The sequence below is a fragment of the Chelatococcus composti genome (assembly GCF_014201415.1).
GTDB lineage: Bacteria > Pseudomonadota > Alphaproteobacteria > Rhizobiales > Beijerinckiaceae > Chelatococcus_A > Chelatococcus_A composti.
In genome coordinates this window covers 339,049-352,451 of record NZ_JACHEH010000003.1, presented here as the reverse complement: position 1 = coordinate 352,451, position 13,403 = coordinate 339,049, and the positions used below count along the sequence as shown (strand labels likewise).

8 protein-coding genes are annotated in these 13,403 nt (G+C 70.3%); 4 read left to right on the top strand and 4 right to left on the bottom strand.

Annotation, left to right across the window (positions count from 1 at the left end):
- Nucleotides 1-49: 49 nt before the first annotated feature.
- The 3 genes from mdoH to HNQ73_RS07890 are packed head-to-tail and all read left to right on the top strand — an operon-like array spanning nt 50 to nt 3,678.
- Complete coding sequence (gene mdoH, locus HNQ73_RS07900; RefSeq protein WP_183333965.1) at nt 50-1,879, top strand: glucans biosynthesis glucosyltransferase MdoH; 1,830 nt, start codon at nt 50-52, stop codon at nt 1,877-1,879.
- Entirely contained in the window at nt 1,876-2,673 is a 798-nt protein-coding gene (locus HNQ73_RS07895) for an FkbM family methyltransferase (protein ID WP_183333962.1), read from the top strand. The genes mdoH and HNQ73_RS07895 overlap by 4 nt, the downstream gene beginning before the upstream one ends.
- A 3-nt stretch (nt 2,674-2,676) precedes the next feature.
- Nucleotides 2,677-3,678: a hypothetical protein gene (locus HNQ73_RS07890; RefSeq protein WP_183333959.1), complete on the top strand. Its 1,002-nt coding sequence runs from the start codon at nt 2,677-2,679 to the stop codon at nt 3,676-3,678.
- On the opposite strand, the gene HNQ73_RS07885 is transcribed toward HNQ73_RS07890, so the two are convergent.
- From HNQ73_RS07885 to HNQ73_RS07875, 3 genes are all read right to left on the bottom strand, one after another.
- Nucleotides 3,672-7,982 carry a translocation/assembly module TamB domain-containing protein gene (locus HNQ73_RS07885; RefSeq protein WP_183333958.1) on the bottom strand — a complete coding sequence of 1,437 codons (4,311 nt, stop codon included), beginning with the start codon at nt 7,980-7,982 and terminating at the stop codon, nt 3,672-3,674. The two genes, HNQ73_RS07890 and HNQ73_RS07885, sit on opposite strands and share 7 nt — an antisense overlap.
- Nucleotides 7,982-9,961 (bottom strand): autotransporter assembly complex protein TamA, encoded by a 1,980-nt coding sequence (locus HNQ73_RS07880; protein WP_183333957.1) that lies wholly within the window; start codon nt 9,959-9,961, stop codon nt 7,982-7,984. The genes HNQ73_RS07885 and HNQ73_RS07880 overlap by 1 nt, the downstream gene beginning before the upstream one ends.
- 199 nt (nt 9,962-10,160) lie before the next feature.
- On the bottom strand, nt 10,161-10,877 hold the full coding sequence (locus HNQ73_RS07875) for a ribonuclease activity regulator RraA (protein ID WP_183333956.1): 717 nt from the start codon (nt 10,875-10,877) through the stop codon (nt 10,161-10,163).
- 228 nt (nt 10,878-11,105) lie between these two features.
- Here HNQ73_RS07875 and HNQ73_RS07870 point away from each other — a divergent pair, with 228 nt between their 5' ends.
- Nucleotides 11,106-12,317: a urate hydroxylase PuuD gene (locus HNQ73_RS07870; RefSeq protein WP_276513667.1), complete on the top strand. Its 1,212-nt coding sequence runs from the start codon at nt 11,106-11,108 to the stop codon at nt 12,315-12,317.
- 21 nt (nt 12,318-12,338) lie between these two features.
- On the opposite strand, the gene HNQ73_RS07865 is transcribed toward HNQ73_RS07870, so the two are convergent.
- Nucleotides 12,339-13,262: a TIM barrel protein gene (locus tag HNQ73_RS07865; protein WP_183333954.1), complete on the bottom strand. Its 924-nt coding sequence runs from the start codon at nt 13,260-13,262 to the stop codon at nt 12,339-12,341.
- Nucleotides 13,263-13,403 lie beyond the last annotated feature (141 nt).

Sequence of the window (13,403 nt, the reverse complement as noted above, 5' to 3'; positions counted from 1 at the left end):
CCCTTCGTTCTGCCCTATATCGCCGCGGCACGGCAGAGGACGGTGCCCGATGACGGAATGGCTCGATCCTGCGACCCTCACGCTCGTCGAGGGTTCGTCCTCCCCATCTAAGACACCGGGCGGAATGCAGTCCACCGCCGCGCTGGCGTGGCGGCGGGCGCTGGTCGCGGTGCTCAACGTCGTCACGTGGGCCCTCCTCGGCGCGGCCATGGCGTGGATCCTCTCGGCCGGCGGGTGGAGCCTTCTCGACGGCATCCTCCTCACCTGCTTTTTTCTCGTAACGCCGTGGGTGGTCCTCGGGTTCTGGAATGCCGCGATTGGCCTGTGGCTGCTGCACGGACGCCGTGACGGGCTTGCCGAGGTTGCCCCCTTCGCCGGCGCCGGCACGTCGGGCGAACCGGTCTTCCTGCGCACCGCCGTACTGATGACGCTGCGCAACGAAGACCCGGCGCGCGCCTTCGCACGCCTCGCGGCCGTCGCCGGAAGCATCGCCCGCACCGGACAAGGCCACCACTTCGGCTATTTCGTCCTGAGCGATACCTCGCTGCCCGAGATCGCGGTCGCGGAGGAGGAGGCCTTCGCCGCCTTCCGCGCCTCGCTGGCAGACGGTGCCAGGGCCGTCTACCGCCGGCGCGAGGACAATGTCGGCTACAAGGCCGGCAACCTGCGCGACTTCTGCGCCCGCTGGGGCAACGACTACGAGCTGATGCTGCCGCTCGACGCAGACAGCCTGATGGCGGGGGAGACCATCCTCGCCATGGTGCGCATGATGCAGGCCCATCCCCGCCTCGGCATCCTGCAGAGCCTCGTCACCGGCCTGCCGGCCGCGAGCGGCTTCGCCCGCATCTTCCAGTTCGGCATGCGGCACGGCATGCGGGCCTACACCATGGGCAGTGCCTGGTGGACCGGCGACTGCGGCCCCTTCTGGGGTCACAACGCGCTCGTCCGCATCGCGCCCTATCGTGACGGATGCCGCCTGCCCGTCCTTTCCGGCCGCGGCCCGCTCAGCGGCGCCATCCTGTCGCACGACCAGCTGGAGGCCACCCTCATGCGCCGCGCCGGCTATGAGGTGCGCGTCCTGCCGGTCGAGGTCGGCAGCTGGGAGGAAAACCCGCCGACGGTGGTGGACTTCGTGCGCCGCGACCTGCGCTGGTGCCTCGGCAACATGCAGTACATCCGGCTCCTCGCCCTGCCCGGCCTGCATCCCGTCAGCCGCATCCAGCTCCTGTGGGCCACCCTGATGTTCGCCGGGCTGCCGGCCATGACGGCGATGGTCGCGCTGTCGCCGCTCGCCGTGCGCGAGGCGCAGTTGGCCGACGCCTTCCCCACGACCGCCGCCACTGCCCTCTACGGCACGTTCCTCTTCCTGTGCCTCTTCCCCAAGCTCGCCGGGCTCGCCGACATCGCGCTGAGGCGCGGCGAGGTTGCCCGCTACGGCGGGGCGATGCGCTTCGGCCTCTCGGCCTGCCTCGAGATCGTCTTCTCCTTCCTGCAGGGGGCTGTGTCCTCCTTCCGCACCAGCCTGTTCATGGCCGGCCTCCTCGCCGGGCGCGCGCATGTGGGCTGGAACGGCCAGGAGCGGGACGCGCATGCCCTGTCCTGGGTGACGGCGGCGGCCGGGCTGTGGCCGCAGACCGTGTTCGGCCTCGTCGTCTGTGGCGCGCTGGCGTGGATCTCGCCGGCGGCGCTCCTGTGGAGCCTGCCACTCACGGCCGGTTACCTGCTCGCCATCCCCTTCGCCGTCGTGACGGCGCGACCGGCCTTCGGCGCCTTCCTCGCGCGACACCGGCTCTGCGCCGTCCCTGAGGAGTTCGACGAACCAGCCGAGATCGCCGCCCTCGCCCGCCCGGCGCCGCCGCCCGTGGCCGTCGCCGCATGAGCCGGCTCCGCGCCACCCTCACCGAATGGCGCGGGCTCGCCCGTTCGCTCCTGCTCTATCACGGCAATCGCGCCCGCCATCGCGCGATGGATGCCCTTTACCGCCGCTTCCTCGCTGCGGGTGATCTCGCCTTCGACATCGGGGCCCATGTCGGCGACCGCACCTCCTCCTTCCGTCGCCTCGGCGCGCGCGTCGTCGCCGTCGAGCCCCAGCCCGGCCCGATGCGCCTCCTGCGTCTCATCCATGGCCGGGACAGGAACGTGACTCTGGTCGAGGCGGCGGTCGGAGCCGCGGAGGGCTACGTCACGCTCCACGTCAACAGCGCCAACCCCACCGTCTCCTCCGCCTCCGGGACTTTCCTCGCCGCCGCGCGCGAGGCCGACGGCTGGCGCGACCAGCACTGGGACCACACCCTGACTGTGGCGATGACGACGCTCGATGTGCTCATCGCCCGCCATGGCATGCCCGCCTTCGCCAAGATTGATGTCGAGGGCTTCGAGGACGCCGTGCTGGCCGGCCTGTCGCAGCCGCTGCCCGCACTGTCCTTCGAGTTCACCACCATCGCCCGCGAGGTCGCCATGCGCTGCCTCGACCGGCTCGCCGCGCTCGGCCCCTACCGCTTCAACCTGTCGCTCGGCGAGGAACAGCGCCTCGTCTTCCCCGAGCCCGTCTGCGCCGAGGCGATGCGGGATCATCTGGCCACATTGCCTCTTCGGGCGAATTCAGGTGACGTTTATGCGACACTCGCCGCAACGGGGCCCCGAGCGGCCCAGAACAGCATCTTCACAGGATAACGCATGTCGAGAACCATCCGGGGTCTGCTCGTCGCCGGCCTGCTCGCCGCCGCCGCACCCTCCGCCGGCGCAGCCGAACTCGCGGCCCGCGTCGACAACGAGAGCGAGCCCGTGCTGTGCGCGGAGAAGGACAACGTCAGCCTTACCTTCACCAACCCGCAGGTGCGGCACTTCCGCATCCGGGCGGTGCACCCGGCCTATCTCGGCATGCTCGACACCGACCGCTGGGCCGCGGACTGGACGAGCTGCGACATGTCGGGCGATCCCGTGCACGTGGCCGAGCCGCGCCGCGTCACCTTCTACGAGACGCCGGACCTGTGGCTCGTCGGCTATACCTATCCCTCCTTCTGGCGGCCGAACGACGTGCCGGTGCGCGTCGGCGACCGTGTCGAGCACGGCCTGCACCTCATCCAGGTGTGGGTGCGCCACAGGGAGCGCGCCGAGGAGGTGCTCGTGCTCTATCCGCCGGACGGCTACTGGCGGGCCCGCCCGATACCGCCCGGCGACACGCGCTGGACAGCCTACGGCAGCTCCTTTCTCGTCGGCCCGGTCAAGAACGAGGGCCGCCCCATCGTGGCGCTGAAGGAGGTCGTCTTCGATCCCGCAACGCGGACCTTCACTCTCGCCTTCGCCGACGGCGGCGAGGGCAAGGTGAGGCTCGCCGCCCTCGATGACGAGCACATCGTGCTCGACGTGTCATTCTCAGGCGACATGCCGCGGGACAGGCCTTTCGCGGCGCTGCGCTCGATGTACGTGATGGAGACCAATGCCGACACCGCCCGCGTCGCCTGGCGCACGCCCGGCGCCAGGGGCTGGGGCGAAGCCCCGGTCATGACCTTTCCGGGCGCCGAGGCGCTGGAACTCTGGACCGGACGGGTCATGCCGTCGCGTCACAACACCAGCGCACCGGACATGATCTTCGGCAATTTCTCGGACATGCCGCTGCTGCCGGACAGGCGCGACGCCCCTCCGCGGGAAGCCACGAGCGCGCCGCTCGCTCAATAATCCCATTCCATGCCGATGCCGACGGCGCTGGAGCCGTCGGCCCCGGCCTCACCCTGCACCTTGATGTGGTCGGTAATGTCGATATCGACCGTCACGCGGCTGGAGTCGGGTGTCGCTCCCTGCTTCACCCCGAGATAGATGTTGTCATTGATGCGCTTGCCGACGCCGACCGCCACATTGCCGCTGGCATCGGTGTCGATGTCGACCGCATCAACGCCGAGCGAGCGGCTGAGATCATCGAGCACACGATTGCCGCCGGCAAACTGTGCCACTGCCTGCGCCAGCTGCAACGCCTGCCCCGCCGTCAGGTTGCCCGAAGGCTTGCCGAAGAGCAGGCGCGCCAGGACCTCGTCCTGCGGCAGCTCGGGCGAGGAGGAGAAGCGTATCTGCGGGCTTGAGGCGATGCCGTCGACGGCAACGCGGGCCGTCACGTCGCCGGCCGGAGCCTCGGCCACGAAGTCGATCTGCGGGTCAAGCGTGCCGGGGAAGGTGACGTTGCCGCGCGTGAAGGTGAGGCGCCGGCCGAGCACCTGGAAGGTGCCGCGGCGCATGGAGAATCCGCCGTCGATGACCGGGTTGGACGACGTGCCGCGGATGGCGAGCGTGCCGCCAAGTTCGGCGTTGATGCCCTGTCCGCGCACCAGGACCCGCCCGGACGAGGCATCGACCGTGATGTCGAGCGCCGCGTCGAAGCCCCCGCCCGCCGCACGTGCGCGCTGCTGCCGCTCCTGCGCCCGGACGCGCTCGGCGACGCGCGGCGGCGCATTCTTGTGCCGCACCTCGATGGGCGTCACGGAGGGCGGCAACCGGTCGGGCACGAAAATCTGCAGGTTGTCCACCGTCACCCGCCCCGTCACGCGCGGCGCCGTGGCCATGGGGCCCGCGACGGAAAGGTCGAAGCCGACGATGGCGTTGGTCGTGTCGTTCGACACGAGCTGGGCATTCGCCGCCCGCAGGCTGATGCTGCCCGGAAAGCCCGCCGCCGGATCGAGCGCGATGCGCCCGCTGCCGGTGATCCGGCCGCCGTTGCGCGCCCGCGCCGCCAGGCTCTGGATGACAAGCTCGCGCTCGGAGCCCGTGACGGTCGCGTCGATGTCGGACAGGAGGATGCCGTTGACGACGTCCTCGAAGCGGCCGCCCGTGAGGCGCACGGTGCCCTCTGCCCGCGGCGCGGCGAAGGTGCCGGCGAGGCGCAGGTCCGCAGTGGCCGTGCCCCCATAGCGCTGCCCGTCCGCCGCCGCGAGACGGTTCGCAACGGCAAGGTCGATGCGGCCGGCGACGGCGAGGTCGAGATTGCCCTCAGCCGTCGTCGGCAGCGAGCCGGTGATGCGGATCGGCGCGTCGGAGATGCCCCGCACTGAGGCGTCGATGCCCGCCCGCCCGTCGGCCAGCGTGCCGTTTGCCTCCACGGCGAGCGGCGCCAGGCCCGCATCGCGGATCTGCGGCATGGTGAAGCCGCTGACCGAGAGGCGGTAGCGCCCGTCCGGCCGTGAAGGGCTGCCGGTTATCTGCGCCTCGCCGGAGAGCTGACCGGCAAGGCCGAGGCCCGGCGCCGCAAGCTCGGCCAGGGCAAGCGGCAGGTTGCGCATGGTGGCAGAGAGATCGAGCTGCTCGCCTGCCGAGCCAGACACAGCAAGCGAGCCGCCATTGGCGTTGAGCGTGAGGCCGCTGACGGCGACAGTACCGTCACGCAGGGTGAACACCGCCCCGCGGGCGACGGTGACGCGCTGGCCGCCGCGCGAGGCGCTGGCGCTGTCCAGCGTCACGACGGTCTCGTCCGGGCGCATGGCGAGCCGTGCGTCGGCGGCCACGTCGATGCCGCGCACGGAGCCGCCGAGGGAAAGGCGCGTCGCCTCGCGCGTGCCCTCGGCGGAGATCTCGGCGCGCGGCACGTCCACACCCGCGACAGCCAGCCTCTCGAGCATCACCTTGCCGTCGGCCGCGAACCGGCCGAGCACGTCACGCGCGCTCAGGTCGATGTCGGCCCTGGCGAGGGAGGCATCGAAGCCCGAAAAATCCGACACGCGCCCCTTGGCGACGAGATTCTGGCGGCCATCCTCTGAGGAAAGGGTCAGGTCGAGGTCCACGGCACCTGCCAGCTTCGTGAGCAGCAGCGGCGCGATGTCCGCAAGGTCTCCGGCCCGCAGCACCAGCCGGCCGCTCGTGAGCGAGGCCGGCGAAATGTCGAACGCCCCCTGCGCACGGACGGAGCCGAGCCCGATGTCGAGATCCGACACCCTCACCGCCCCTGCCGCATCGCGGGCAAAGCGGCCGCTGCCCGTCGCCGGCTTGCCGTCCACGCTGCCCGACAGGGAGAGCGTGCCGGTGGCGGCGCCCGTGAGGTCGCGGGCCTCGATGTCCGCCGCCAGCCGCTCGACGGGCCGGCCGAGCGCGCTCGCCCCGTCGATCACGAGGCGCAGGCGCGCATCGAGCGCATCAAGCGAGCCGGTCAGCGTCGCATCGACATCCGCGCGTCCGGTGACACGCGCGTCGAGCTGCGACAGGTCCGGCAGGTCCAGCTTGGCCGTGACATTGGCACGGTTCTCGGTCGCCGAACCGTCGGCGATAAGGCCCACGTGGGCGCCGGAGACGGTGAACCGTTCGAAGCCGAAGCTGCCGTCGGCATTGCGGCGGAAGCCGCCGGACAGGCGCACGTCGCGCCCAAGGAGGCCGTCGGCCTGCGCCACGCCGGTCTCGAGCCCGCGCGCCATGCCGTTGAGCGTCACCGCGAGCCGGGATAGATCGAAGCTCGCCGAGACGTCCCCCGTGAGCGCGACGACGCCGGCGAGCGGCCGGTCCATGAAGGCGCGCAGGGCAGCGAGGTCCGCCCGCTCCACATTGACCTTGCCGTCCACCGCTTCCGTGGAGACGGTGCCGGAGAAGGTGGCGGCGAGCGGCGCGAGGTCGAGGCGGAGGGCGGCGATGTCGGCGCCGTCCAGCGTCGCGGTGCCATTCGCGGTGAGGTGTGCCTCGCTGCCGACGACACCGGCAAGCTCGGAAGACTGTGGCGCGAGATCCCGCAGATCCGCCGTGAGGTCGAAGGCAAAGCGCGTGTCCGGCTGCAGCGGTGCGCCGTCCGCCTCGGCCCTGAGCCCGAGGATGGCGCGACCGATGGCGTTCTGCTCGATGGAAAGGCCGTCACCGGTGGCGGTTAAGGCGAGCCTCGGCCGCGACAGTGGGCCCTCAACGGTCGCCGTCGCCTCGAGACCCCGCCAGGACAGCGCGACGGGCGCGAGCGCCGCATAGGGCATGGCCGACGGCAGGGAGAGCGTGAGCCGGCCGCTGACGGCATCGCGAGCCTCGTCGAGCGTGCCCGTGCCCGTCACGCGGCCACCGGCCCCCTCGGCGAAGAGCTCGCCGACCTCGATGCGCCCGTCGTCAAAACGCTTCGCGCGCAAGTGCAAGGTGGCCTCGCCGGCTGCGAGCGGCGCGTAGCGATCCGGCAGCAGGGCGGCGATGTCGGCCGTGCCGTCGAGGGCGAGCTGCCGCCCGTCGGCATCGCGCGTGATGGTCGCCGTCGCCTGTGCGCGCGCGCTTGCGCCGAGCGTGAGCGCGAGGTCTCCGCGCCAGTTGTCGAGCGGGCCGTCCCCGCGCAGGGAGAAGTCGAGCGGCGGCAGGTCCGGCAGACCGGCAAGGCGAGACACGATGTCCCCCGCAGGCTCCACCGCCCTCACGTCGACGACGAGCTGCCCGGTGTCGGGCACGAAGCGCAAGGTGCCGTCCACTGTGGCCGCCACGCCATCCGTGCGCCGGATGGCGATCTCGCCCGACAGCCCGTCGGCAGGGTCGACGAGCCGCGCATCGCCGCTGACGGCGAGACTGACCGGTTCCCCCACCAGCGCTTCGCCGAGGGCGACCTCCTCGACGGCGAGACGCTCGACGATGACGCCAAACGGCAGGCGCGGCGGGCCCGAGCCTTCGGTGGCCGGCCCGGTGCCGGGAACGGGCGGGCGGGCCACCGCCACGCGGCCGGCCTCAAGGACGTTCACCTCCACGACCCCGGACAGGAGCGACAGTGGCCGCCAGGCAAGATGCGCCCGGTCGAGCGTCAGCCACACGCCCTCGCGGTCAGCGACGGAAACGTCGCTTACCGTCATGTCGAAGGGCAGCGCACCGTCGAGCCGGCCGATGGAAAGGCGCATGTCGGGGCCGCTCGCAAGGGTCTCGACGAGCCGCACGAGCTGCCCGCGCCCGACATCGGTGCGCAGCATCAGCACAGCGGCGACGGCGAGGAGGATCACCGCCCCGGCGACGGTGAGGAGAATGGCGCGGGCGACGCGGCCCGCCTTGCTCGAGCGGTGCATCAGAAGGCCTGCCCCAGGCTGATGTAGAGGCCGAAGGGCGGGTCACCCTTCTCGCGGTTAAGGCCCCGGGCGATATCGAGCCTCAGCGGCCCGATGGCGGTGTAATAGCGCAGGCCGATGCCCGCCGAGTAACGCATCGGCCCCTCGAAGTCGGGATAGCTCGAGCGATAGGCCATGCCCGCATCGACGAAGGGCACGATGCCGATGGTGTCCGTCACCTTCATGCGCAGCTCGGCCGAGGCCTCGAGGAGGCTGCGCCCGCCGATGGGCTGACCGAAGGCATTCGTCGGCCCAAGGCTCTGGTAGTCGTAGCCGCGCACGGACCCGCCGCCGCCGGCATAGAACCGGCGCGGCGGCGGGATGTCGCCGAGATCGGCGCCGATGAGACTGCCGAAGCCGACCCGTCCGGCCAGCACGAAACGCTCCCCGGAATCGATCGGCCAGTAGGCGGAGAGGCTCGCCTTGACCATGGTCATGTCGACGGTCGAACCGAGGAGGCTGGTGAACGGTTCCACCGTCACCGAGGCACGGATGCCGCGCTTGGGATCGAGCTTGTCGTTCGTGCTGTCGTAGTCGACCTGCACCGGCACGCCGACGAGCGTGTACCAGCGGCCGGTGTCGAACTCCGTGTCGTAGCCACGCAGGTACTTGGCCCGCTCGAGATCGAGACCGATCTGGCCCGACCACTCGCGCGTGAAGCGGCGCTTGAGCGCGACGGCGCCGACGAAGCCCTGGCGCGAATAGCTCTCCGTGACCTCGCGCAGGTAGGTCGCCTGCACGACGAGATCGTCCCGCGCCGTGATGATGCCAGGCTTGGTAAAGGTGGCGCCGAAGCGGTAGCCGAGCTTGTCCTGCCACTCGGCCTTCCTGCCCGTCACGCCGGCAGTTTTGATGTCGGTGCCCGACACCTGTGCATCGAGCCGCAGCCGCTCCGCCCCGCCGAAGAGGTTGCGATGGCCCCAGTAGGCGTTGATGCCTGGTCCCTCGGTGGTCGAATATCTGGCGCCGAAGCCGATGAAACGGCGCGCCCGCTCCTGCACCTCGATGGTGATCGGCAAGGTGCCGTCGGCGTCGAGCGCCTCGCCCTCGCGGATGCGCACGGAGCTGAAGACGTCATATTCGCCGAGCTCGCGCCTCAGCTCGGCCAGCGGCTCGGGCGAGAAGAGATCGCCCGTCTTGAACGGAACCCGTTCCTCGACGAAGGACGGGTCGAGCCGATCCGTCCCCTCGACCGTCACTCGACCGAAACGCGCCTTGCGCCCGGGCACGACATAGAACGTCACGTCCATCGTGTGGGTGGCGTGGTCGACCACCGCCTCGCGCCGCGGCACGGCGGCGAAGGCATAGCCCTCGTCGCGCAGGGCGGCGACGATGGCCCGCTCGCCGGCAAGCACCGCCGCGCTCTGGGCCGGCTCGCCCGGCGCCAGTCCGGCCGCGGCCCAGCCCGCGGGCGGCGGCAGCGGCCTGCCCGTCGCCTCGTCGACGATGGCGAGGCGCGAGAAGGTGAAGCGCGGCCCGAAGGTCACCGTGACGCGCACCGGCACCGATCCGGCGCGGCGGGCGGCATCGATGCGCTGCGGTGCCCGCGGCGAGGAGACGTCGACACCCGCCACGGTGATGTCGATGCGCGGCTGGTAATAGCCGAAGGCCGACAGCGCCCCGAGAAGCTGCTGCCTGTCGCCCTCGGCACGCCGCTGCAGCCCGATGGCGCCCGAAGGCGGCTCGTTCTTCAGCTTCTCGAGGTTGGAGAGCTCCTTCAGCCGCTCGCCGAGATCCTCGGTATCGCCGCGAAAGTCGAAGGTGACGTCATAGGTCACGGGGTCGGGAACCGGGAAGGCCGGGCCCTCCTCCTTCTCCTCCGCACCGAAGAGGCGCGCGAAGAAGCCGGGCCGGTCGTCGGCCTGCGCCTCGGCCGCCACGAGGACGAGCGCCAACGCGGTGCCGGCAGCGAGCCAGCTGCACCGTGGCGGGCGACCCATGCCGCCCTTCTCTTCCTTTGGCACCTGACTACGCAATACACCTCAGCCGCTCGCGCGGTCTCCTTCCGCCTCCCCCGGCTCCGCTATATTCGCCGGATTGCGCCGTAATCGAGGCACAAGACCCGGCCCATGGGCGGCGCACGCATCTTTGCCGGTATCTTGCACGATAAGGTGCAGAATTCGCTAACGATGCTTGCGATCAGTTCTCGCCACCGTTCGCCGCCAGGAAGGCCTCGTAGCGGGCCTTGTTGGCCTCGTTTGGCGGATAGAGGCCCGGCAGTGCGGCGCCGTTCTCGACCTCCCGCATGATCCAGTTCTCAAGCTTCTCCTGCGCCACCGCGGCCTTGACCACGTCGTCGAGGAGGGCGCGCGGAATGAGCACAGCCCCGTCCTCGTCGGCCACCACGATATCATTGGGAAAGACGGCAACGCCGCCGCAGGCGATCGGATCCTGCCAGCCGACGAAAGTGAGGCCCGCGACGGAGGGCGGCGAGGCCGCGCCCCGGCACCACACCTTGAGGCCGGTGCCGAGCACGCCGGCCACGTCGCGCACCACGCCGTCGGTAACCAGGGCGGCCACGCCCCGCTTCTGCATGCGCGCGCAGAGGATGTCGCCGAAGATGCCGGCATCGGTGACGCCCATGGCATCGACCACTGCGATGGCCCCTTCCGGCATCGCCTCGATGGCGGCGCGGGTCGAGATGGGAGAACCCCAGGATTCCGGCGTCGCCAGATCCTCCCGCGCTGGCACGAAGCGCAGCGTGAAGGCCGGGCCGACCACACGCTTCTGCCCCGGCGCGAGCGGACGCGTGCCCCGCATCCACACGTTGCGCAGCCCCTTCTTGAGCAGGACCGTGGTCAGCGTGGCGGTGGAGACTTCGGCAAGGGCGGCGGCGACGGCGGGATCGAGGCTCATGGCGGTCCTGTGGCAGTTGGGGTGGCCCGGCGAGACAACGGGCGGGAGCCGAAGTCATAGGCCCTGCGGGCGGTGCCAGGCAACCGCCGCACCTGGGCGCCGGTTGCAACACACGCGGCTCACACCCCGCGCCAAGGGCGGCGCCGTCTCCCGCTTGCCGAGCTGGCACGCCCCATGCACGCTGATGCCGCCTGCCGGCACGGGCGGGCGATTCACCGGGAGCTGGGCATGGGTGCAATCCTCTGGGAGTGGCTCAACTTCGGCGTACGCTGGCTGCACGTGATCGCCGGCATCGCCTGGATCGGCTCGTCGTTCTACTTCGTGCACCTCGACCTCAGCCTCAAGCCGCGCAAGGGCCTGCCCGAGGAGGCCTACGGCGAGGCCTGGCAGGTGCACGGCGGCGGCTTCTACAACATGGTGAAGTATCTCGTTGCGCCGCGGTCGCTGCCGGACAAGCTGACGTGGTTCAAGTGGGAGGCCTATACCACCTGGCTGTCAGGTGCGGCGCTGCTGGTGCTCGTCTACTACATGGGGGCCGAGCTCTACCTCATCGACGAGAGCGTCCTGCCCCTGCCCGCCTGGGCGGCAATCGCCCTTTCGGTCGGCGGCCTCGCGCTCGGCTGGCTCGTCTACGACGGCCTGTGCCGTTCGCCGCTCGGGCGCAACGACACGCACCTTGCCATCGCCGGTTTCGTCTTTCTCGTCGCGCTTTCCTACGGCTTCAGCCACGTCTTCTCGGGCCGGGGCGCCTTCATGCAGATGGGGGCGCTCATCGGCACGATGATGGTGGCGAACGTTTTCCTCGTCATCATTCCCAACCAGCGCAAGGTGGTGGCGGCGCTGATCGCGGGGCAGACGCCAGATCCCTCCCTCGGCGCGAAGGGCAAGCAGCGCTCGCTGCACAACAACTACCTGACGCTGCCGGTTGTCTTCGTCATGATCGGCAACCACTACCCGCTCGCCTTCGCGACGCAGTATTCCTGGGCCATCCTCGCCTGCATCATCGTGATGGGCGCGCTCATCCGCCACTTCTTCAACACCATGCACAAGACGGGCGAGATGAAGACGTGGCCGTGGTTCGTCTCCGCCCTGCTGATGCTGCTCGTGATGTTCCTGAGTGCGCTCGGGCCGAAGGGGCCGGTGCGCGGCACCATGGACGCGGCTGCACCGGCCGGGCCGGTGACCTTCGCCCGCGTGGAGGAGATCGTCACCAGCCGCTGCAGCATGTGCCATGCGATGGAACCGGTGTGGGACGGCGTCGTCGTGCCGCCGAAAAACGTGCTTCTGGAAAACGGCGACGAGATCCACCTGCGCGCCCACGACATCGCCATGCAGGCCGCCTTCACCCACGCCATGCCGCCCGGGAACGTCACGCAGATGACGCCGGCCGAGCGGGCTGTGCTGGCGCGCTGGTTCGAGGACGGGGCACGGCGAGAGTGACCGGCGCCGCCGCGCCGGTCGTCACGCCGCGACGGTAGCCTTCGCGTCGGCCAGAGCCGCAAGGCCGCGGGCGCGCGCGAGGCAGGCCGGCAGCTCCGGGTCAAAGCGTTCCGTGATCTCCATGATCATGGTCGTGCCGGCCGGGAAGGTCAGTTCCTGGAAGATCTCCTCCCACGGGATGTCGCCCCAGCCGAGCGGCATGTGCAGGTCACCGATGCCGAGGGCCATCGGCTCGCCTTGGTGGAAGAAGCGCGTCATCGTGTAGGGCCGGCCGAAGGAATCATGCACGTGCAGGTGCCCGGCAACAGGCGCCATGGCGCGGATCTCCGCCCGCCAGTCGAGGCCGCGGCGCGTGGATTCGATGTAGGCGTGACTGAAGTCGATGAGGGCGCACAGGTTCGGATGGCCGATGGCGGCCACCGTCGCCGCGACATCGGAGGGTGTCTTGCGGTATTCGTCGTCGCTCATGGCGAAGATGTTCTCAAGCGCGATGCGCACGCCGTAGCTGCGCGCAACCTCCGCCATTTCGGCGAGCGCGTCGCGCTCCATTGCCTCGATCCGCGCCAGCTCTTCGGGCCCCTTCCTGGTGGCGACGCCGGAGTGATGCACGAGAACGCTCGCCCCCACGCGGTCGCACAGCTCCAGCATCGCGCGCATCGCCGCCTTCTGGTAGGGCAGGTTCACCTCGTCCATGAAGTTGGAACAGACGAGGCCGTGCACCGTGTAGCCGAGATTGTAGCGCTTCGTGATCTCGACGAGCCTCGCGGCGCGCTCCGGCAGCACGCGACCGCCGGCGACGAGATCCTCACTGTAGAGCGACAGCTCGGCAATATCCGCGCCGAGGTCTGCATAGCGGGCCAGCGCCCGCTCCAGCACCGAAAGGTCGCCAGTGCCGTTGCCGGTGCAGAAGCCGACGCCGGCGATGATCTTGCTTGCGTGCGCCATGTCCCTTCCATCCTCCCTCGGGTTGTGCAGGCAGCGACAACCGCCCCTTCCTGCCATCGAAGCAACATCGGTCCGGCAGCACCAGCGCGACAGGGGCAGGCCGGCCATGCGCAGGCTTGTGCGAGGCGTTTTCTAATGCCC

Coding starts and splice junctions, on each gene's coding strand:
- mdoH (WP_183333965.1), top strand. CDS start 50: ATGACGGAATGGCTCGATCCTGCGACCCTCACGCTCGTCGAGGGTTCG.
- HNQ73_RS07895 (WP_183333962.1), top strand. CDS start 1,876: ATGAGCCGGCTCCGCGCCACCCTCACCGAATGGCGCGGGCTCGCCCGT.
- HNQ73_RS07890 (WP_183333959.1), top strand. CDS start 2,677: ATGTCGAGAACCATCCGGGGTCTGCTCGTCGCCGGCCTGCTCGCCGCC.
- HNQ73_RS07885 (WP_183333958.1), bottom strand. CDS start 7,982: ATGCACCGCTCGAGCAAGGCGGGCCGCGTCGCCCGCGCCATTCTCCTC.
- HNQ73_RS07880 (WP_183333957.1), bottom strand. CDS start 9,961: ATGGGTCGCCCGCCACGGTGCAGCTGGCTCGCTGCCGGCACCGCGTTG.
- HNQ73_RS07875 (WP_183333956.1), bottom strand. CDS start 10,877: ATGAGCCTCGATCCCGCCGTCGCCGCCGCCCTTGCCGAAGTCTCCACC.
- HNQ73_RS07870 (WP_276513667.1), top strand. CDS start 11,106: ATGGGTGCAATCCTCTGGGAGTGGCTCAACTTCGGCGTACGCTGGCTG.
- HNQ73_RS07865 (WP_183333954.1), bottom strand. CDS start 13,262: ATGGCGCACGCAAGCAAGATCATCGCCGGCGTCGGCTTCTGCACCGGC.